The organism is Streptomyces sp. NPDC021096 (genome assembly GCF_040641275.1).
GTDB lineage: Bacteria > Actinomycetota > Actinomycetes > Streptomycetales > Streptomycetaceae > Streptomyces.
Genome location: NZ_JBFADG010000002.1, coordinates 574,113 through 594,593, shown reverse-complemented (window position 1 = coordinate 594,593; position 20,481 = coordinate 574,113). Strand labels below are relative to the sequence as shown.

Below are 20,481 nucleotides of genomic sequence, written 5' to 3'. Positions count from 1 at the left end.
CGCGCGGCACGCCGCGCATCCCCCGCCGTCTCCGGCCTCGCGACCGCTCCCGCCTGCGATGATCACCCACCGCACACTTCCCGCCACGCTCCGACAAGAAGAGGCTCAAAACCGTCTAAATCCCGTGTTTATCAGCTATTCGGTCGGGGATTGATCATTCGCTCTCAAGATTGCTCAACAGACGACGGCGCCGCAACAACACCATTCAAGCCGCGACGTCCCAGCCACCAGGACAGGAGCCCGAAACACATGCTGCCCTCCATGCCCCGCCCCGACCGTGAACGCTTCCTCGCCGAACCGCGCGTCGGCGTCCTCGGGGTCACCGACTCCCGGGGCGGCGACCGCGCCCCCCTGATCGTGCCGGTGTGGTACGGCTACGAGCCCGGCGGCGACGTCATCGTCCAGATGGGCCGGGAGACGATCAAGGCGCGACTCCTGCGCGCCGCCGGCCGGTTCAGCCTCTGCGCACAGGACGAGGGCCGGCCGTACCGCTACGTCAGCGTCGAGGGGCCCGTCACGGCGATCGAGGACCCGGTCGACCCGGCGGTGCGCGAGGCGCTGACCCGGCGGTACCTGGACCCCGAGGAGGCGGACGCCTACCTGGCGGCGACCTCCGGCCAGCTCGAGGAGGACGTCGTCTTCCGCATGCGCCCGCAGCACTGGCGCACCGCCGACTTCGCCGCCTTCGCGGCGGACTTCGCCGAAGCGGGCGCCGGCCAGGACGGCAGCGCCGGCTGAGCGCCGGCACATCATCCCCATCGCCGTACCGCGCACACGGCGCGCACCGCATGACCCGCACACCCCGTGCGCACCGCACCAAACCGCTCAAGCAAGAAGGACCTGATGACCGACACCGACGTTTCGTCACGCCTGCTGTTACCCCGTTCGCCGGCCCCGGCCCCCACCCCGTCGCCGGCGGCGTCCGGCGCGACCGCGACCGCGACCGGATATCCCCGGGACAGCCTCATCCCCGAGCTGTTCGAGGCGCAGGCCGCGGCGCGGCCGGACGCGCCGGCGGCCCGGCACGGGGAGCGCACCGTGACGTACGGGCAACTCGACGCCCATGCCGACGCCCTGGCGGCGCGCCTGCTCGCACGCGGCGTCCGGCCCGGTGACCTCATCGGCGTGTGCGGCAGCCGCTCGCTGGAAGCGCTGGTGGCGCTGCTGGGCATCCTCAAGGCCGGCTGCGCGTACGTACCGCTCGACGACGACCTTCCGCCGGCCCGGCTGCGGGCCATGGCCGAGGACGCGGGGCTGAGCGCCGCCGTCACTCTGCCGGGCAGCACGCGCCCCGTGCGTGGTCTACGCGCGTCAGTCGAGGTCGGCTCCCTCGACCACCCCGCCGGCGTCGGCTCCACGCCTCCCGCCGACAACGTTGCCACCGGCGCCGACCACCCCCGTACCGGCTCCGCGGCCGACTGCGCCTACGTGGTCTTCACCTCCGGTACGACCGGCCGCCCGAAGCCCGTCGCGATACCCCACCGGGGCGTGGTGCGCCTCGTGCTGTCCGACTCCGAGCTGTCCCCGCCCGCCCCGGGCGACGGGGTGCTGCACGCCTACGGGCTGTCCTCGGACGCCTCGACGATCGAGATCTGGGGCGCGCTGCTCACCGGCGCCTGCCTGGTCATCGCCGACCGCGAGGAGCTGCTCTCGCCCCTCGCCCTGGAACAGCTCTTCCGCACGCAGGACGTCACCGTGGCGTACCTGACGACGAGCGTCTTCCACCTCGTCGCCCGCACCCGCCCCGAGGCGCTGTCCACCCTGCGCTTCGTCTCCGCCGGCGGGGAGGCCATGGACCCGCACCTCGCGAACGCGGTCCTCGCGGCCTGCCCCGGCACCACGGTGGTCAACTTCTACGGCCCGACCGAGAACTCCGTGGTCTCCACCGCCCATGTGCTGAGCCCCCTGGCCGAGGACGCCACGCACGTTCCCCTGGGCCGCCCCTTCGGCGCCTCCACGTGCCATGTCCTGCGGGCCGACGGCTCGGTCGCGGGGCCGGGCGAGGAGGGGGAGCTGTACGTCGGCGGCGACGGACTGGCCCTGGGCTACCTCGGCGACCCCCGGCTGACCGCCGACCGCTTCGTCCCGCTGCCCGCCGTGGAACCGGACGGGCTGCTCTACCGGACCGGCGACCGGGTCGCACGGACCGCCGACGGCCTGCTGGAGTACCGCGGGCGCCTGGACCGCCAGGTCAAGCTGCGCGGCGCGCGCGTCGAGCTCGACGAGGTGGAGACCCGATTACGCGCTTACCCCGAGGTCGGCGAGGCCGTCGTCGAGGTCGAGTCGGGTGCCCTGACCGCCTACGTCACCGCCGCCGTACCCGGCCGCCCCCTGCCGCTGCCCGACCTGCGCGCGTACTGCGCGCAGTGGCTGCCCCCGCAGGCCGTCCCGGTCCTGGTGCCGATGGAGCACTTCCCGGTGACCAGCGGCGGCAAGGTCGACCGGGCCCGCCTGAAGTCCGCCGCGCCACTGACCGGCCGCGACGACGACATGGACGTGGCGGAGACGGAAGAGCCGAAGGTCGAGGGCCTGCTCGACGTCCTCACCGAGGTGTGGCAGCGGGTGCTGCGCGTACGCCCCACGCCCCAGGACGACTTCTTCCTCCTCGGCGGCGACTCCCTGCTCGCGTCGGAGGCCGTCACCCGCACCCTCGCCGTGCTGAGCCTCGACGCCGCCCTGGGCTCCACCCTCATCCGGGCCCTGCTGGCAGCGCCCACCCTCGAGGGCTTCACCGCCGCCGTGCGCGAGGCCCGGGGCGGCTTCGGCCGGGCGGACGACGCGGAACCGGCCGTCGACTTCGCCGCCGAGACCGAGCTCGGCTTCGACCTCCCGCCCGCCGAAGGCCCGGCACCGCACCCGCACGACCCGAAGGACGTCCTGCTCACGGGCGCTTCCGGGTTCGTCGGGGTGTTCCTGCTGCACCGGCTGATGCGCTCGACGGCCGCCCGCGTCCACTGCCCCGTACGGGCGACGAGCCCGGCGCACGCCGAGCAGCGGGTGCGTACCGCGCTCGCCCGCTACGGGCTGCACCTCGACGAGGCCGAGTGGCGGCGCGTGGAGTGCTTCCCCGGGGACCTCACCGAGCCGGGGCTGGGGCTGTCGGCCGAGCACGCCGCCGAACTGGCCCGCCGGATGGACCTGATCGTGCACAACGGCGCCCGGGTCAACTTCCTCTACCCGTACGAGCAGCTGCGGCCGGCCAACGTCGACGGAACCCGGGAGGTCATCCGGATCGCGGCACCCCGCCGGGTCCCGGTGCACTTCGTCTCGACCGTCGCCGTCGTCGCCGGGTTCGGCACCGCCGGAGTGCGCGAGGTGGACGAGGACCTGCCTCTGGCCCACGCGGACGGGCTCACCATGGGCTACGCCGAGAGCAAGTGGGTCGCCGAGGGCGTGCTGCAGCAAGCCGCCGCACAGGGCCTGCCGGTGGCCGTGTACCGGCCGTACGAGGTGACGGGCGACCGGGCGACCGGCGCGTGCAACACCGAGACGGCCATCTGCTCGCTGTTCAAGACGGTCGCCGAAACGGGACTGGCCCCCGACATCGAGCTGCCGATGGACTTCGTCCCCGTCGACCACCTCGCCGAGTCCCTGGTCCACATCGCCACGCACCAGCCTGCCGACGGCCGGGTCTACCACGTCACCAACCCCCGCCCGGCGATGTTCTCGGACGTCCTGGACCGGATGCGTGCGGCGGGCTTCACCCTGCGCACGTTGCCGTACGACCGTTGGGTCGGCGAGCTGGTGCGTTACGTCGCCGAGAACCCGACGAGCGCCACGGCGCCGTTCGTGTCCCTGTGCGTCGACCGCAGCCGCAACGCCGACATGTCCGTCAAGGAGATGTACCTCAAGGACATCTTCCCGGTCCTGGGCCGGCGCAACGCCGAGGAAGCGCTGGCCGACAGCGGACTGCACTGCCCGCCGGTCGACTCCGCGCTGCTGGACCGCTACCTGGACTACTTCTTCGCCTCCGGCTACCTCACACGCCCCACGCACACCCCGGGTCACAGCGCGCCGCACGCCGCGGCGGCGGAATCGGAGCACGCCGCATGAACCACCCCGAGGACATCATCCCGGTCCCGGACGTCGAGCCCGGTACCGCCGGACCGCCGTGCGCCTACGCCCGCCTGCGCGCCGAGCAGCCCGTCGTCAAGGCGCTGCTCCCCAACGGCGAGACGGGCTGGTTGATCAGCCGCTACGAGGACGCGCGCGCCGCGTTCGCCGACCCCCGGCTCATCCGGCCGCTGCTGTCGGCCTGGCCGCCCCGCGAAGGGGACGACGCCCCGCCGCCGGCCCTGCCGACCTTCCTGGAGATGACGGGCGCGCACCACGAGCGCGTACGCCGCACCGTGCTGCCGATGTTCGGCCGGAGCCGGCTGAAGTTCATGGAGCCCCGGATCCGGGCGATGGCCGGGGAGCTCATCGACGCGATGGTGGCCGGGGCCGAAGCCGGGGACGGCACGGCGGACCTCGTCGCCGCCTACACCGACCCGCTGCCGCTGCGCGTGCTGTGCGAGACGACCGGGCTGCCGTACGAGGACCGTGAGATCTACCTGCCGCACACCCTCGCGCTCCTCGGCGCCGCCGGGCTGACGATGGAGGAGGTGCTCGCGGCGCTGTACGCCCTGCAGGACTACGCCGACGGGCTCATCTCCCTCAGGGAGAAGGACAGCGAGGGCGAGGACTACATCCGGCTGCTGCTGGCCGAGACCCGCCGCCCGGGCAGCGAGCTGGTCCGGGACGACGTCGTCAGCTTCGTCGTCACCATGCTCATGGCCGGCTACAAGACCAACATCCAGCACACGAGCAACGCGCTGCTGGTGCTGCTCACCCACCCCGAGCAGCTGCGGAGGCTGCGCGAGGAGCCCGAGGGAATCGGCACGGCGGTCGATGAGCTGCTGCGCTACGTCCCGCTGATGAACGCCATCAACATCCTCGTCGCGACGGAAGACCTCACCCTGCACGGGCAGCACATCCGTGCCGGTGACGCGGTGATCCCGGTGCCGGCGTCCGCCAACCGCGACCCGCAGGCGTTCGCCGATCCCGACCGCCTCGATCTGACCCGGACCCCCAACGCGCACATCGCGTTCGGGCACGGTCCGCACGCGTGCACGGGCGGGCACCTGACCCGTATGCAACTCGCCATCACGATCGAGGTGCTGCTCGAGCGCCTGCCCGACATCGAGCTCGCCGTGCCGGCGGAGACCATCCCCTGGGACGAGTCGACCCCGCTGCGCGCACCGGCCCGGCTGCCCGTGCGCTGGTGAGACCCGGCGCCGACGACGCACCTCTGCGCAACCCCAGCGACCCCAGCAAGACCGCACACGCACCTATGAAAGAGGCCCGTACCCCGTGACCGCACCCCAAGCACCGGCGCCCTCCGAGGAAGCCCCGAACGAACAGCCCCTCCCGCACTACCCCTTCAGTACCCGGGGCGACCGGCTCGCCCCCGAACTCACCGAGCTGCGCGGCCGCTGCCCCGTGGCCCGGGTGAGCACCAACTCCGGCGACGAGGCGTGGCTGGTCACCGGCTACGAGCTGACGCAGCGCGTGATGCGGGACCGTGCCTTCGCCCGCTCCGTGCTGGCCGAGGCGGACAGCCCGGGCCAGGACGCCCCGATCCTGGCGCCCGAACTGCTCGACGCCATGAACCACCTGCAGAAGGCCGGCCTGCGCGACGAGGTGCTCAAGGCCCTCGGCCGCAACCAGCCCGAACTGCCCGCCGACTGGGTCGAGACCGTCACCCGCGAGGGCCTGGACGCGATGGTCCGGGAAGGCGGCACCGGCGACCTGCAGCGCCACTTCGCGGAGTGGGTCGCCGGGCAGTGCATGTGCCGGCTGCTCGGCCTGCCCTTCGAGGACCACACCTGGCTCGCCGTACGGGCCGACCTGGACCTGACCATGGTCACGCCATCGCACGAGGAACTCGCCCGCAACTGGGAGGAGATCCGCGTGTACATGCACGAGCACATGTCGGCTCGCCGCCCCGGCGAGCCGCGCGGCCTGGCGGACCGCCTCGCCGACCTCAACGCCGAGCACCAGGGGCTGACGGACGAGCAGCTGTCGAACATCGTGTCCGTCCTCTTCGTCAGCGGCTACGAGGACTTCGCGAGCTTCCTCGGAGTGGCGGCGTTCAACCTCCTCCAGAAGCCCGACGTGATGGACGCGGTGCGGGCCCGTCCGGAGACGATGCCGCAGTGCGTCGAAGAGCTCCTGCGCTGCAGCGTCGTCCTGGGCAACGCGATCCCCCGCTTCGTCACCAGGGACGCGGAGCTCGGATCGGCTCAGGTGAAGGAGGGCGAGATGATCCTGCTCTCCCTGGACGCGGTCAACTTCGACCCCGCGGCGTTCTCCGACCCGGAGAACTTCGACCCCACCCGCTCCCCCAACCCGCACCTGCGCTTCGGCTACGGCCGCCACCACTGCCCCGGCGCCCACCTGGTCCGCCGCCAGTCGGACGTGGCCTTCCGCGTCCTCCTCGACCGCCTCCCCGGCATCCGCCTCGCCGTGCCGCCGGCGGAGGTTCCCTGGCACCCCAACCGCATGGCCATCATGCCGGCGGGGATCCCTGTGACCTGGTAGGTCCCGCGGGCAGCAGGATCGACGGAAGCGGGTCTGTGCGCCGTGCACGGACCCGCTTCCCACAGTGGTCACGGCACGTTCTCGGCACCGGACCGGACGGCGCCCCCGCGCCAGTCGGACCCGTCCCAGACATACACATGGGCCCTCGTCTCGTACGAGCCCGGCCCGCAAGATGACGACCCGCCGTAGTCGAAGACCCAGCTGGGTCCATAGGGGCCGCCGAGGTCCCCACCGCTGACCCCGGTGGGGCCGTACTTCCAGTCGGTGCTCCGGCACATCGTCCAGGCGGACCCGTTCCACTTCCACACCTCGACCTTCACCGCCGCGGCCGTAGGCGACGAATTGGTCAATCCGCCACCACAACCGCCGCTCCGCGCGAAGACGTCCCCGTACGCGAGGTTGCCGGAAAACACTCCGGGACGGACGTGGTCGATTCCTGCGTTGCCTTGCACGCACAGGCTCGCGCCGTTGTACACGGTGGCGTTACGGACCCAGGTCCACGCGTATGCAGGTTGATTCCAGATCACTGCGAACAGCGACGCGACGATTCCACACAGTACGTATTTAAGGGCTCGGCGAGACTTTGCCATGATCTCTCCACTCGTTGTGCCTGGGCCCGCCTGCAGTGCGGAACGAGTAGGGGCGGACCACTGTTCTCAGGAGTGATTCGGCGTAAATACCAGTGTCAACTGATCGAATCGGTTACGGCAACTGGGGAAGTAGCAGCCAGGAAAGCTTGGCGTCCGATAGCCGCCAGCGCCCAGTGGCGTACGGGGATTTGATGGAGCCCGTAACCACTGCTGAGCAACACGATGAGGGAGTTCCCGATGAACGGCGTGAACGGCGACCTGACCGGCAAGGTGGCCCTGGTGACCGGTGGCAGCCGTGGCATAGGCGCGGCCACCGCCCTGCGGCTGGCCCAGCAGGGCGCCGACGTGGCGATCACCTACGTCCAGGGCGAGGAGGCGGCCCGGGAGGTCGTAGGGAAGATCGAGGCGACGGGCCGTCGCGGGCTGGCCCTGCGGGCGGACTCGGCGGACGCGGCCGGGGCCGTGGCGGCGGTGGAGCGCACGGCGGAGGCCTTCGGGCGGTTGGACGTCCTGGTCAACAACGTGGGCGTCGGGCTGCTCGGGCCACTGGAGAGCCTGACGCTCGCCGATGTGGACCGGGTGCTCGCGGTGAACGTGCGCGGGGTGTTCGTGACGTCGCAGGCGGCGGCCGCGCGGATGGAGCGCGGAGCCCGGATCGTCACCATCGGCACGTGCATGACGCAGCGCGTGCCGGGCCCGGGCGGCACGCTGTACGCGATGAGCAAGTCCGCGCTGATCGGCCTCACCAAGGCGCTGGCGCGGGAGCTCGGCGGGCGCGGGATCACGGCGAACATCGTTCATCCGGGCCCGGTCGACACGGACATGAACCCGGCGGACGGCCCCTACGCCGAGGGCCAGGCGGCCATGACGGCGCTGGGCCGGTTCGGGGCACCGGACGAAGTGGCGTCGATGGTGGGGTTCCTCGCGGGGGCCGGTGCGGAATACGTCACCGGGGCGGAATTCGCCGTCGACGGCGGCCACGCGGCGTAGCCGGTCGGACTTCACTCCTCTCGACACCTCCGGACAGTCGAGATGTGAATATATTTCCATACGTCAATTGTGAGGCGCTAAGAGCAGATTATGCGCCCCCGGTAATGCTGCCGTACGCCCCGTATCTCTGATCGCCAGAGTTTGCTTGTACGCCTAGTCTGACGCTACGGGTCGAGAGGACCGGTAAGTATCCGGATTTCATGGAGAATTCCCGCGTGCCCAGTCCGGTCGGAACCCGAAGGCAGTTGGATCGAAGGAGACCACTATGGCTGCCAGGGCGAATCTCTTCAAGCTCGCGTGCCAGACGACAGAAGACGGAACTGGTGCCGACGAGGCCTACCTCAACTTCAACGGCGGAAGGATCTGGGGCCCCGTCGACATCAATGACGGCCAAGAGCGTCGTATCGACTTCGCCAGGAACTTCACCGGTCAGTGCACCGTGGACCTCTTCGACGAGGACTCCCCGGATGCGGACGACTGGCTCGGCGGCATCGTCATCACCGAGTCGGAAAGGGGGCTTGGGACGCGCGTCCAGGCATTCACGCAGGACGACGCGCACTACACGATCTTCTACGCGGTCACCGAGGCGATCATCGAGCCGATCGCCGAATAGACCGCGCGCGGCGCGGTGCCCGGCGCGCGGTCTCCGCGCGCCGGGGTCCCGCTTCGGCCGCGCGTCACCTCGAGATGCGGGCCTCGATGCCGTCGAGCAGGAAGTCGAGGCCGATCCGGAAGGTGTGGTCGGCGTCCAGGTGGGCGGCGTCGCGCACCACCGTGGCGAGCGCGGGGAATCGGCCGGTGGCGAAGGTCCGTTCCAGATAGGGCCCGAGTGAGGCCTGCCAACGCTTCTCGTCCATCCCGGTGGCCCGCTCGGCACGTCGCTCGGCGATCTCCCGACGCACCGCGCCGATCACGTACGCGTCGACCGCGGTGACCACCGGCATGATGGCGTCCACATCGACGCCGTCCAGCGCGGCCACCACGGCCTCCCCCCTGGCCAGCGCGTGCGGCCCGAGCCGCGGTCGCCCACCGAGCAGATCGGCGAGCCATTCGTGCTCGTGAGCGGCCTGCCGGGTGGTTTCGGCAAGAGACCGCAGCACCTCCCGCCAACCGTCTCCGACCGGCCGGATCTCAGCGTGGACCGCGTCGACGATCAGGTCGAGCAACTCCTCCTTGCCGGCGATGTAGCCGTACAGCCGCATCGGCCCGACGCCCAGCGCGGCGGCGACCTTGCGCAGCGACACCGCCTCCAGACCGTCCGCGTCGGCCAACTGGATCGCCGCCCGCACGATCCGCTCTCGGTTCAGCGGGGCCGGCACAGGTCGATTCGGCGGCTCCGGCCTCTCCCACACCAACATGCCGCTAACAGTACACAGCATCAGGCGATACGGCGTATCGGCAAGTACGGTGTATCGAAGGGGAGGCAACCATGACCATCGCCATCGTCGGAGCCGGCCTCGGCGGCCTGGCTCTCGCCCGTGTGCTGCACGTGCACGGCATCGACGCCGTCGTGTACGAACGCGAACCGTCACGCGGCGCGCGCGGGCAGGGCGGCATGCTCGACATCCACTCGGGGCAGCGGGCGCTGCGCGAGGCCGGTCTGATCGACCAGTTCTACGCAATAGCCCGTGGTGAAGGCCAGGACATGCGGCTTCTCGAGCCGGACGGCACCCCGCTGCTCCAGGAGGACACACCCGAGGACGCCCCACTTGAGCGACCCGAGGTCGACCGCGCCGATCTGCGCAACCTGCTGCTGGATTCCCTCCCCGAAGACGTGGTGCGCTGGGGGCACTCGTTCGCCTACGCCGACCACGACCTGCTGCACTTCACCGACGGCAGCAGCGCGACGTACGACCTGCTGGTCGGCGCTGACGGCGCGAACTCCCGGGTCCGCCCATTGCTCACCGACGCCCGCCCGGCGCACATCGGCCACAACATCGTCGAGCTCTGCATTACCGACATCGACCGCACCTACCCCGACCTCGCGGCGATGGTCGGGCGCGGCAACTTCTGGGTGTTCGGCGACGGACAGTCCCTGGCGGCGCAGCGCAACGGCGACGGCCGCGTACGCATCGGTCTCAACTTCTACAACACCGCCGAGGACTGGTTCGCCACCAGCGGGATCCCGTTCGACGACCCGGCCGCCGCCCGGGTGCGGCTGATCGACCTGTTCGCCGGCTGGGACCCACGGTTCACCGCACTGATCGCCGCCTGCGACGACACGATCGTGCCACGGTCGATCACCACCCTCCCGATCGGCCTGACCTGGCCGTCGAGGCCGGGCGTCACGCTGCTGGGCGATGCCGCGCACCTGATGCCGCCGGTGGGAGAGGGTGCCAACATGGCGCTGCTCGACGGCGCACTGCTCGGTCTCGCGCTGGCCGCGCACCCGGGCGACTTTCCCGCCGCCGTCAAAGAATACGAACGCGAAATGTTCGAACGCACCAGCGCCGCCGGTCGGCAGTCCGCGCACGTTCACGAAATCCTGACGTCACCGGACGCCAGCCGGAAATTGCTCGCATTCTTCCAACCTGGCTGAACGTAGCCGGACGCGACCGGGCAACCGGCCGTCCCGCCAACGCAATCATGACCTCCACGTGCCGGTGACGGCCACCGTCGTGACGCCCGGGCCGAAGGCGATCACCAGGCCCTGGGCGCCGTGGTGCGGAGGCCTGGCGAAGGTCTGCTCGAGGACGTCGAGGACCACGACGCTCGCGGTGTTGCCGCGCCGGGTGAGGGAGTTCTCGCTGAGCTCGAACAGGGCCGGTGGGACGCCGAGCCCTTTGCTGACCTCGTACATGATGCGGGGCCCGCCCGTGTGGCTGACGAGGAAGTCCGGGCCGGGCGACAGGACGGGCGTCTCCGCCTGCAGCCACTGTTCGAGGCCCGGCATCGCCTCCGCCACCACGCGGGATATCCGGGGGTTGGTGTCGAAATGGAAGCCGAGTTCGTCGACCTCGTAGGAGATGTGGCCCAGGGTCCCCGGCGCAAGGTCCTCGTACGAGGCGTCGAGGCGCAGGCCGGGTCGGTCCTCCCGGACCACGCAGGCCGCCGCCGCGTCGCCGAAGAGGGCGGTCGACACGAAGGAGGCGATGCTGTCGTCGTCGGGTTGGTAGGACAGTGAGCACAGCTCGACCGCGACGACGAGGGTCACCGACCCGGGACGGGCGAGGGACAGTTCCCGGGCCCGTGCCAGTGCGTACGCGCCGCCGGCGCATCCGACCTGGGTGAAGGCGAAGCGGCGGACGTTTCTTCGCAGGCCCAGCCGGTTGGCTATGGAGGCGTCGAGTCCCGGCAGGAGGTAGCCGGTGCACGAGACCAGCACGAGGTGGTCGACGTCGTCGGGAGAGGTCTCGGCGTTGTCCAGCGCGCCTTCCGCGGCGCGGGTCCCTAATGCCGTGCCGGCTTCGGCGTAGCGTCGCATCCGCTCGCCGAAGGTACGGAATCGCGTCACCTCCTCGAAGGGGTCGACGAGCGATCTCGTCCGGACCGAGGTATTGCGCATCAACTGCAGTGCGGAGCCGATCCGGGGATGGCCGGCGTGCCGCCGTCCCATGTGTGCGACGACTTCGTCGAGCGTCGCGGTGTGGTCGGGCAGGCAGAGAACGGGGCGACAGACGGTGGACACGCTGTTCCTCCGGCGGGGAATCGAGTGGATCTTGCTCTGCGGTGAGCCAACCACGGCTGTTTTCCCGCGTCACCCCGTCAGATGTGACAACTTCTTTACGTTCCGTCACAACGTTCCGTCACAACGTTCATCGCACGTGGCCGAACGGTCACATGGCGGCCCAGGGAACTCTGCACACGTGGGGCTCCAGCTCCTCCGGACACATTCCTGAGATCACCATCCGGCGCAATGGCCGCCACATCCGCAGGGAGCAGGTCAGGCCCACGCGCAGCTCGACCAGTTGCCGGTCCGCCGGTTCCTGTCCCGGGTGCTCGTACGACCATTGCTCCGCCAGGTGGTCGTACAGGTCCTCCACCGACGCGTCGCGCTCCGGGAATCCGCGTTCCTCCCACAGCACCACGCGGGCACGGCGCGAGGCGGCCGCGGTCCTCACGATGCTTCGGACCCATTCCAGACCGGCCTCGTCGGCGTAGAGACCGAAGACCAGCATCCGAGTTCGCACTGCGTCACCCCTCCGTGAGTTCGACCGACCTTACGTCCTGCCGGAGGCTTCCGACGTCACGGGGTGGGGAACGGCTCTGTGCATCAGGGATCCAGTGAGCAGCGTCATGCGTGGTGCGACGGAAGGGACCTGCGATGTCAGAGGTGTCGGGCAAGCGGCTGCTGGTCGTGGCGGACGAGGTGCGGGAGGCGCTGGACCGCGGTCGGCCGGTGGTCGCTCTGGAGTCGACGATCATCGCTCACGGCCTGCCCCGGCCGCGGAATCTGCTGGTGGCGGAGGAGTTGGAGGGGCTCGTACGGGCCTGCGGCGCCGTGCCCGCGACGGTCGCGGTGCTGGACGGGAAGCCCCGTATCGGGCTGGACAAGGCGCAATTGGCGCGGGTGGCGGGCGAGGAAGGGCTCCGTAAGCTGGGGCACCGGGATCTGGCGCCGGCGGTGGCGGCCGGGGCGAGCGGGGCGACGACGGTGTCCGGGACCGCGTTCCTCGCGGCACGGGCCGGGATCCGCGTCTTCGCGACGGGTGGCCTGGGTGGGGTCCATCGCGAGTGGACGCAGACCCAGGACGAGTCGGCCGACCTGCGTCTGCTGGCGAAGGAGCGGATCGCGCTGGTCTGCGCGGGGGTGAAGTCGGTTCTGGACGTGCCGGCGACGCTCCAGCGCCTGGAGACGTTGGGCGTCGGTGTGCTGGGTTTCCGGACGTCGCGGTTTCCGGGCTTCTATCTCAGCAGTTCGGGCGAGCCGGTCGACTGGACGGCCGGGTCGGCGGCGGAGGTGGCCGACGTGCTGCGCGCTCAGGACGTGCTCGGCGGTCCGCCGTCGGCTTTGATCGTCGCGAACCCCGTACCCGAAGCGCAGCAGCTCGACCCGGCCCTGCACGACCGGGTGCTGGCCGGGGCGCTGGCGGCGTGTGAGCGGGACGGGGTGAGCGGGCAGGCGGTCACTCCCTTTCTCCTCGACTACCTCGTCCGGCACACGGACGGCGCGTCCTTGGAGGCCAACGTGGCCGCGGTGCGGGGCAATGTGCGGCTGGCGGCCGAGATCGCCACGGAGTACGCCTCGTGACCGGCGTCGGGAGTGGTGCGCTGCTCGTCGTCGGTGACGTGGTGACGGATGTCGTCGCCCGCCACCGCACGCCACTCGCCCCGATGACCGACACGGCGGCCCGCATCAGCACTCTTCCGGGCGGCGCCGGTGCCAATGCGGCCTGCTGGGCCGCCCATTCTGGTGCCCGGGACGTGCGCATCCTGGCCCGGGTGGGCGCGGACGCGGCAGAGGGACACGAGCGTGCTCTCCGCGCGGCCGGTGTCCGCCCGTACCTGGTGGTCGACCCCGAGGTTCCCACCGGCACGGTGGTCTGCCTGGTGGGCGCGGACGGCGAACGGACGTTCCTGACCGACAGCGGGGCGGTGCTGCGGCTGTCGACCGCCGACTGGAGTGACGACCTCCTGGCCGGGGTCGGCCATCTGCACGTCTCCGGCTATCTCCTCTTCGCCGATGCGAGCCGCGCGCTCGCCCGGCTGGCGATGGAGGCGGCCCGGGCGCGCTCCGTCCCCGTGAGCGTCGACCCGGCCTCCGCGGGCTTCATCGCTCGCTTCGGGGTGGACCGCTTCCTCGCGGCCGTCGCGGGGGCGGACGTCCTCCTGCCCAGCCACGACGAGGCCGCGCTCCTGTCCGGCCTGGCCGAGCCGGCCGACGCGGCGGCCGCGCTGAGCCGTCGCTTTCCCCTCGTGGTCTCCACCCAAGGCTCCGGGGGCGCGGTGGTGGCCGCTTCCGGCGCGGTCGTCGCCAAGGTCCCGGCCGAGCCCGCCACCCCTGTCGACACCACGGGCGCGGGCGACGCCTTCACGGGAGCCTTCCTCGCCGCCCGCCTGTCCGGCCACGACCCGGCCGCAGCCGCACGCCAGGGCTGCCGCGCCGGCGCCGAGGCGGTCACGCTCATCGGCGGCCGGCCCCGCGCGGGCTCGGTCAAGCACTGCCAGGAGTCGCCCGGCAGCTGAGGTCGGAAAGTGCGGCCTGCCCGGCCGGTACGCTGCCGCCGCTGCACGCACCGGTGGACCTCTGCGCGCAGCTACGGGTGACGGTGTCGGCGAAGGCGCGGGCGAGCGGAGGAAGGGCGTCCCAGCGGCGTACGGCCCAGCCGACCGACAGTGGCGGCAGTGCGGGTAGGGGTACGAGCCGCAGTGGCCCGTCCTCACCCGACTCGTGCAGGCCGGGTACGGCGGGTACGACGGCGTGCCCCAGGCCGAGTTCGGCGAGCAGCAGGGCGGTGTCCCAGTCGGCGACGCTCGTGTCGGAGCCGACCCGGATGCCCAGCTCGGCGAAGGCGGCGTCGAGCCGGCCGCCGGAGGCGGAGTTCGGCGGCAGCCGGACGAGACGGATGCCCGCGAGGTCGGAGGCGTCGATGCGGGGGCGGCTCGCGAGCGGGTCGTCGGCCCGTACGGCGAGCACCCAGGGCAGGGCGACGGCAGGCCGTTGTTCTATGCCGCGTACGGGCTCTCCGATGGTGATCCACGCCAGGTCCAGGTTGCTGGAGAGGAGGGCGTCGAAGCAGCGGCGGCCGGAGGTCTCGGTCTGGAACTCCAGGCTCACCTTGGGGTACTGCCTGCGGAAGGAGACGATCGCCTCGGCCATGAAGTGCCGTACGGTCGTTCCGCCGGTGGCGATCCGCACGGAGCCGCTTTCCCCGTTCACGAGATCCCCGAGACGGCGGAGCGCGAGATCGAGTCCGGCGATGCCGTCGGCGGCGGCGTCGTAGAGGATGCGCCCGGCCGCGGTGGGCACGACTCCGCGCGGCTGGCGCTCCAGCAGGCTCACGCCGGTCTCCCGTTCCAGCCGCTTCACGTGCTGGCTCACTGCCGACTGTGTACAGGTCAGCTCGCGGGCCACGGCGCTGAGGCTCCCGGCCCGGCACACGGCGACGAACACGCGAAGGTCATCCAGAGTCATAAGTCCCAAGCTACAGCTTGGGGATGGCTAGAGATCCCCAGGATTGACTGGGGTGCTCGAGGGCGGCGAGGATCCTCACAGGGCCCCAGGCGGCAACCCGTACGGTGCCTTCGCAAGGATCCGGACCAGGCGAAGGCACCGTACGGGTGCCGACCGCGAACACCAATCACCAATCCCCGATCGCCGAAGGGAGACAGGCCTGTGCCGGCTCCCCCTGTTGCGGCCGCCCGGGCCATGACGCTCCTGCGCCGACTCGGCGCCGAAGGCATCGCCCACCCCGGCGGCACTCTCCTCGCCCACCTCCAGCGCGTCCAGGCGCAGCTCGCCACGTGGAAAGCCCGCCCCGCCCTCCAACTCGCCGGTCTGTGCCACGCCTTGTACGGCACTGACGGCTTCCCCACGGCATTGCTGCCGCTCGACCGCCGCACGGACCTTGCAGCGGTGATCGGCCCCGAGGCCGAAGCCGTCGTCTACCTCTACGCCTCGTGCGACCGGAAAGCCACCTATCCGGCCTTCGCCCGGGCCGACGCCGTCTTCCACGACCGATTCACCGGCCGCACGCACCCGGTGGAACCGCAGCCGCGCCGGGACTTCGCCGAGTTGTCCGCCGCCAATGAACTCGATCTCGCTCGCACCGACCCCGCCTTCCGCGAGAAGTGGGGCCCCGAGCTCCTCGCTCTGTTCACCCGCTTCCGCGACTGGCTCAGCGACGACGCCTGGCTCGACTGCCGCACGGTGCTTGCCGCACCTACAGATCACCCGCGAGTGCGGCAATCTCGTCGATGACGTCCCGAGGATCCCTCTCCGCCACCCAGGGCAGTACGGCGATCTCGTCGGCACCGCACTCCCGGGCCGTCTCCGTATAACGGACGAGGGACTCTGCCGTGGTGTAGCACAGGCCGTGGACACGCCGCAGCCGGGCGGCGTCCCGGCCGAGCGCCGCGCATTCCTTCGCAAGGCGGGCGGCGGCCCTGGGAAGCTCCTCTTCCGGGAGCATCCAGCTGATCCAGCCGTCGCCGTACCGGGCGGCCCGGCGCAGGGCCGCGGCGCTGTTGCCGCCGATGAGTACGGGTGGGTGGGGGCGTTGTTGGGGCTTGGGCAGGGCGATGACGTTCTTGAAGGAGATGAACTCTCCCTGGTGACCGGCCGGGAGGTCCTGCCACAGCCGCTTCATGGCCGTGAGGTAGTCGTCGGCCCGCGCGCCGCGGCGGGCGAAGGGGATGTTGAGTGCGGCGTATTCCTCCGGCGACCATCCCAGGCCGATGCCGAGGTCGAAGCGGCCGGAGCACAGGTGGTCCAGGGAGGTGATCTGCTGGGCCAGGATCACGGGATTGCGCTCGGGCAGGATCAGGATGTTGGTGCCCAGGCGCAGGCGGCTGGTGGCGCAGGCGGCGGCCGCGAGGGTGGTCAGCGGGTCGTACCAGCCCTGGGTGGGCGCGAGGGGCGGCTGCCGGTCGGGGCTGTAGGGGTAGTTGGGCGCGTAGCGTTCGAAGAGCGCGACGTGGTCGGGCAGCCACAGGTGGGTGAACCCGAGGTCTTCGATGCGGCGGGCGATGTCAGGGACCTCGGCGAGAGTGTTGCCGGGCCGGCCGTCGAACAGCAGGATGATGCCGATGTCCATGTCGCCTCCGTACTGTCAGGGGCATGGGGGGTGCTCTGCGCCGGGCTCAGCTCGCGAGGTAGCCACCGTCGAAGAGGTGGACGCTGCCGGTGACGAAGGCCGCGTTGTCCGAGGCGAGGAACTCCACCATCGCGGCGACCTCGTCGGGACGGGCGAGGCGTCGGACGGCCTGGCTGTCCAGCGCGGCCTGGACCAGTGCGGCCGGAGCCGCGTCCAGCAAGGGTGTGTCGACGGCGGTGGGGGCGAGTGCGAGCACCCGGATCCCGGCGCCGGCGTACTCGACGGCGGCTGCCTTGGTGAGGCCGATGACCGCGTGCTTGCTGGCCGTGTAGGCGGCCATGGTGGGGAAGGCGACGTGGCTGGCGGTGGATGCCAGGTTCACGATGACCCCGCCGCGTCCGGTGGCCATGGCCGCGAGTTCGGCACGCAGGCAGTGGAAGAGGCCGGTCAGGTTCACCTCGATGATCCGGCGGAAGTCGGCGGGCGGCAGTTCCGTGAGCGGGGCGAACGGGCCGAGGATTCCGGCCGCGTTGACGGCGAGGTCGAGACGGCGTGAGGCGGCCACGATGCCTTCGACGAGCGCGGAGACGGCGTCGTGATCGGTGGTGTCGACCCGTGCGGCGCGGGCGGCGCCGCCGCCCGCACGGATCTTCTCGGTGACCTGCCGGGCGGACGCCTCGTCGATGTCGGCGACGACGACCGATGCTCCCCCGCGGGCCAGGCGTTCGGCGCAGGCCGCGCCGATGCCGGATCCGCCACCGGTGACCAGCGCGGTGCGCGGGGACTCGGTACTGCTCAGGAGGGATTCGTGGCTGTTCACTGGGGGGCTCCTTCCCCGGGGACGGGCAGGCGGAGGGTGAGGCTCATCGGCAACCGGCCCGGGTGGATGACCACGGACCGGCCTGGCCGCAGCCGGTGGCCAGGGGTCGGGCGCCACTGCCACCGCTGGACCAGGCCGGCCGTGACGAGGGTGAGTTCCATCCAGGAGAACCCGTCCCCGATGCACTGGCGGGTGCCTGCCCCGAAGGGGATGAAGGAGCGCTGCGAGGCGCTCGCACCCGCCCAGCGTTCGGGGCGCAGGGCGAGGGGGTCGGGGTAGAGGTGCGGGTCGCGGTGCAGCGTGGCGGGGCTGAAGATGACGTTGGTCCCGGCGGGGATCCGTGCGCCGCCCAGACGCACGGGAACGGATGCCCGGCGCATGATCAGCCATAGTGGGTGGTGCAGTCGCAGGACCTCGCATACGAGGTGGCGGGTGTGGACGAGCCTGGAGAAGTCGTCGGCCCGGAGGGGCCGGCCACCGGTCACGGCGTGGACCTCTTCGTATACGCGCCGCTCCAGCTCCGGGTCCCGGCCCAGGACATGGACGATCCAGGCCAGGGTGCTGTTGGTGGTCTCCATGCCGGCGATCAGGAGGTTGATCACCTCGTCGCGGATCTCTTCGTCCGTCATGCCTTCGCCGGTGTCCGCGTCGCGCGCGGACAGCAGGAGGGACAGCAGATCGCCGTGGCTCTGCCCGAGAGCGCGGTAGTCGGTGACGAGTTCGTCCGTCATGGCCCGCAGTCGCGTCGCCGCTTCGTCGAACCGTCGCAGGACGGGCAGGGGAAGCCGGGACACCCAGGCGGGCAGAAGGGTGCGGGCGGTGAGCCCGTGGTTGAAGGCGGGCAGCGAGCGGTTCAGTTCGACGGCGGCCTGCCGTGCCCGCCGCGTGGCGAACAGGGTGGTGGCCAGGATGTCGACGACCAGCCGCTGCACGTCCTGGTCCAGGTACCGGACCTGGCCGGATCGCCAGTCGGCGGTGCGCTCGTCGACGCACCGCAGCATGTGTTCGCCGTATTGCCTGACCTGCTCCCGGTGGAACGCGGGCTGGATCAGGCGGCGTTGTCGGCGGTGGTGATGGTGCTCCGAGGTGACCAGGCCGTCCCCCATGAACGGCCGCATCCTGTCGAAGATCATGCCTTTGTCGAACCGGCGGGCGTCGGTGACGAGGACGCGGTGGATCAGGTCGGGGGAATTGACGACGTACGCCGTCCGGGAGCCGAGGCGGATACGGACGAGATCGCCTTCGGCGCGCACGGCCTGGAGGAAGTCCATCCGGCGGGTCAGCAGCGCCGGCGCGTGCCCCAGCAGGGGCAGGGCGCCCCGGGCGGTGACGGGCGGGGGAAGGGGCGTGTCGGCGGCGGGGTGCCTGGGCGTCATGACGGGCTCCTGGAAGGTGGGTGCCGGGGCGGGGCGGGAGCCGGGGCGGCCGGTGCGCCGGGGGAACGCGAACGCCCGTCGAGGGAGGCGAGCAGCAGCCGTGCGGCCAGGGGCGGGGAGAACAGCCGCCTTGGGCTGTCCAGCATGTGCATGGTGCGCGCGTACCGCGTCACGAGGTCTTCGTCGTACGGGAACCGGCCGGCCAGCGCATTGAGGTAGGCGCAGGCGAGCCGGCTCGGCAGCGGTGTGCCCGGTCCCTGCCAGCCGCGGTCCGCGGAGGTGTTCAGCAGCCACGGTCCGCGTACGAGGCGAGCCGCCTCGCGCTGGAACCTCGGGCCCAGCCGGTCCGGTCGGCCGTCGTGCGCGTACGCGGACAGCAGCGAGTCGAGGAGCTCGCTCTGCAGCGCGGCGATGGTCAGACCCTGTCCGTAGACGGGGTTGAAGGCGCATACGGAGTCGCCCAGTGCCACCAGCCGTCCGGGCCAGTGAGATACCCGGTGGTAGCGGTGCCAGCGGTTCGCGGTGGCACGGGTGCGGTGCAGGGGGGTGAGCGGGACGGCCTCGGAGATGATCGCGGCGAAGTCCGGGTTGGGCAGCCCCGCCGCGTAGGCGAGGAAGCCCTGTTCGTCGGTGGGCGGGGTGCGGCCCGCGGCACCGATCAGGCCCAGCAGCCACCGGTCGGGGCCGATGCGTGCGGCGACCCCGCCCCGAGGGGAGTGCGGGGCCAGCGTCGGCTGGTAGGACGCCAGCCAGTCCCGGCCCGGGGACGCGGCCAGGGCGTACGTCCGGGAGGTGTAGGTGACGTGCCCGTCCACGACCAGGGGGGAAGGACAGTGCAGGCCGGCCTGGTTCAGCCAGTGCGGGAGCCGGGTGCCGCGACCGGTGGCGTCCACCACGAAGTCGGCGGTGATCAGCTCCTTCCGGTGGACCGACGTTGCGTTAACGGCGACGGTGACCGGTCCTCCGGCTCGGTCGAGGAACAGCCCGTCAACCCTGTGGCGAGCGCGCACGACGACGGTTCCCGCGGCGGTGACCCGGCGCAGCAGAGCGTGGTCCAGGGTGGTGCGGCCCACCAGTTGGACGTCGAATCCACAGGGCGCGCGGGGCGCCCAGCCGGCCGGGAAGCAGAGCCGCGTCGCCTGGGTGAAGTCGGCCACCGGACAGCCTCGTGCGCGCAGTTCGTCCCTCAGCCCCGGGAAGAGCAGCTCGAGCAGCTGAGCGCCCCGGGCGAGCAGTGCGTGCGGGTGGTGTGCCTGAGGGACGCCGCGGCGGTGTCCGTCGCCGGGCAACGCGTCGCTTTCCAGTACCACCACCTCGCCGAAGTGGCCGGCCAGGACCCGGGCGGCGAGCAGGCCGGCGAATCCGCCGCCGAGTACCACGGCGCGCCGCGCGCTCGCGGTCGGTTGGGCCATGTGCTTCCTCCTCGT

The 20,481-nt window shown here is 71.4% G+C and carries 19 protein-coding genes; 10 read left to right on the top strand and 9 right to left on the bottom strand.

All coding sequences use genetic code 11. From position 1 onward, the window contains the following. The first annotated feature begins 249 nt into the window (after positions 1 to 249). The 4 genes from AB0G59_RS06380 (at position 250) to AB0G59_RS06365 (ending at position 6,582) form a co-directional block, all read left to right on the top strand. On the top strand, positions 250 to 738 hold the full coding sequence (locus tag AB0G59_RS06380; RefSeq protein ID WP_071967813.1) for a pyridoxamine 5'-phosphate oxidase family protein: 489 nt from the start codon (positions 250 to 252) through the stop codon (positions 736 to 738). A gap of 105 nt (positions 739 to 843) precedes the next feature. After that, the gene (locus AB0G59_RS06375; RefSeq protein ID WP_360908585.1) at positions 844 to 4,053 is read left to right on the top strand and encodes an amino acid adenylation domain-containing protein; all 3,210 of its coding nucleotides are present in this window, start codon (positions 844 to 846) and stop codon (positions 4,051 to 4,053) included. Next, on the top strand, positions 4,050 to 5,267 hold the full coding sequence (locus tag AB0G59_RS06370; RefSeq protein WP_360908583.1) for a cytochrome P450: 1,218 nt from the start codon (positions 4,050 to 4,052) through the stop codon (positions 5,265 to 5,267). Before AB0G59_RS06375 ends, AB0G59_RS06370 begins: the two co-directional genes overlap by 4 nt. Positions 5,268 to 5,352: 85 nt before the next feature. Next, positions 5,353 to 6,582, top strand: coding sequence for a cytochrome P450 (locus AB0G59_RS06365; protein WP_360908581.1), 1,230 nt, complete (start codon positions 5,353 to 5,355; stop codon positions 6,580 to 6,582). Between the two features lie 68 nt (positions 6,583 to 6,650). Here AB0G59_RS06365 and AB0G59_RS06360 read toward each other — a convergent pair whose 3' ends face one another. Further along, positions 6,651 to 7,172, bottom strand: a complete 522-nt coding sequence (locus tag AB0G59_RS06360) for a hypothetical protein (protein WP_360908579.1) — start codon at positions 7,170 to 7,172, stop codon at positions 6,651 to 6,653. A 237-nt stretch (positions 7,173 to 7,409) separates the two neighbouring features. On the opposite strand from AB0G59_RS06360, the gene AB0G59_RS06355 reads away from it, so the two are divergent. Together AB0G59_RS06355 and AB0G59_RS06350 are read left to right on the top strand one after the other, a co-directional pair. Further along, positions 7,410 to 8,162 carry an SDR family oxidoreductase gene (locus tag AB0G59_RS06355; RefSeq protein ID WP_360908577.1) on the top strand — a complete coding sequence of 251 codons (753 nt, stop codon included), beginning with the start codon at positions 7,410 to 7,412 and terminating at the stop codon, positions 8,160 to 8,162. 265 nt (positions 8,163 to 8,427) lie between these two features. After that, positions 8,428 to 8,775, top strand: coding sequence for a hypothetical protein (locus tag AB0G59_RS06350; protein ID WP_360908575.1), 348 nt, complete (start codon positions 8,428 to 8,430; stop codon positions 8,773 to 8,775). Between the two features lie 64 nt (positions 8,776 to 8,839). On the opposite strand, the gene AB0G59_RS06345 is transcribed toward AB0G59_RS06350, so the two are convergent. Continuing rightward, positions 8,840 to 9,520, bottom strand: coding sequence for a TetR/AcrR family transcriptional regulator (locus AB0G59_RS06345; RefSeq protein ID WP_360908573.1), 681 nt, complete (start codon positions 9,518 to 9,520; stop codon positions 8,840 to 8,842). Positions 9,521 to 9,591: 71 nt separating this feature from the next. On the opposite strand from AB0G59_RS06345, the gene AB0G59_RS06340 reads away from it, so the two are divergent. After that, on the top strand, positions 9,592 to 10,701 hold the full coding sequence (locus AB0G59_RS06340) for an FAD-dependent monooxygenase (RefSeq protein ID WP_360908571.1): 1,110 nt from the start codon (positions 9,592 to 9,594) through the stop codon (positions 10,699 to 10,701). A gap of 45 nt (positions 10,702 to 10,746) precedes the next feature. Here AB0G59_RS06340 and AB0G59_RS06335 read toward each other — a convergent pair whose 3' ends face one another. Continuing rightward, positions 10,747 to 11,790 (bottom strand): type III polyketide synthase, encoded by a 1,044-nt coding sequence (locus AB0G59_RS06335; RefSeq protein WP_360908569.1) that lies wholly within the window; start codon positions 11,788 to 11,790, stop codon positions 10,747 to 10,749. Positions 11,791 to 11,938: 148 nt separating this feature from the next. After that, on the bottom strand, positions 11,939 to 12,292 hold the full coding sequence (locus AB0G59_RS06330) for a hypothetical protein (protein WP_360908567.1): 354 nt from the start codon (positions 12,290 to 12,292) through the stop codon (positions 11,939 to 11,941). Positions 12,293 to 12,426: 134 nt separating this feature from the next. Between AB0G59_RS06330 and AB0G59_RS06325 the strand changes: the two genes are divergently transcribed. After that, a complete protein-coding gene (locus AB0G59_RS06325; protein ID WP_360908565.1) occupies positions 12,427 to 13,353 on the top strand; it encodes a pseudouridine-5'-phosphate glycosidase in 927 nt (308 codons plus the stop codon). After that, on the top strand, positions 13,350 to 14,288 hold the full coding sequence (locus AB0G59_RS06320) for a PfkB family carbohydrate kinase (protein WP_360908563.1): 939 nt from the start codon (positions 13,350 to 13,352) through the stop codon (positions 14,286 to 14,288). The genes AB0G59_RS06325 and AB0G59_RS06320 overlap by 4 nt, the downstream gene beginning before the upstream one ends. On the opposite strand, the gene AB0G59_RS06315 is transcribed toward AB0G59_RS06320, so the two are convergent. After that, complete coding sequence (locus AB0G59_RS06315; RefSeq protein ID WP_360908561.1) at positions 14,257 to 15,237, bottom strand: LysR family transcriptional regulator; 981 nt, start codon at positions 15,235 to 15,237, stop codon at positions 14,257 to 14,259. The genes AB0G59_RS06320 and AB0G59_RS06315 overlap by 32 nt on opposite strands. A gap of 234 nt (positions 15,238 to 15,471) precedes the next feature. Between AB0G59_RS06315 and AB0G59_RS06310 the strand changes: the two genes are divergently transcribed. Beyond that, positions 15,472 to 16,023, top strand: coding sequence for a DUF6817 domain-containing protein (locus tag AB0G59_RS06310; RefSeq protein WP_360908656.1), 552 nt, complete (start codon positions 15,472 to 15,474; stop codon positions 16,021 to 16,023). On the opposite strand, the gene AB0G59_RS06305 is transcribed toward AB0G59_RS06310, so the two are convergent. From AB0G59_RS06305 to AB0G59_RS06290, 4 genes are read right to left on the bottom strand one after another with little or no spacing between them, the layout of a single operon-like run. Next, positions 15,986 to 16,858, bottom strand: a complete 873-nt coding sequence (locus AB0G59_RS06305; RefSeq protein ID WP_360908559.1) for a TIGR03619 family F420-dependent LLM class oxidoreductase — start codon at positions 16,856 to 16,858, stop codon at positions 15,986 to 15,988. The two genes, AB0G59_RS06310 and AB0G59_RS06305, sit on opposite strands and share 38 nt — an antisense overlap. Positions 16,859 to 16,904: 46 nt before the next feature. Next, positions 16,905 to 17,678, bottom strand: a complete 774-nt coding sequence (locus tag AB0G59_RS06300) for an SDR family oxidoreductase (RefSeq protein ID WP_360908557.1) — start codon at positions 17,676 to 17,678, stop codon at positions 16,905 to 16,907. Next, the gene (locus AB0G59_RS06295) at positions 17,675 to 19,054 is read right to left on the bottom strand and encodes a cytochrome P450 (RefSeq protein WP_360908555.1); all 1,380 of its coding nucleotides are present in this window, start codon (positions 19,052 to 19,054) and stop codon (positions 17,675 to 17,677) included. Before AB0G59_RS06295 ends, AB0G59_RS06300 begins: the two co-directional genes overlap by 4 nt. Continuing rightward, on the bottom strand, positions 19,051 to 20,466 hold the full coding sequence (locus AB0G59_RS06290; protein ID WP_360908553.1) for a monooxygenase: 1,416 nt from the start codon (positions 20,464 to 20,466) through the stop codon (positions 19,051 to 19,053). Before AB0G59_RS06290 ends, AB0G59_RS06295 begins: the two co-directional genes overlap by 4 nt. Positions 20,467 to 20,481: the final 15 nt, after the last annotated feature.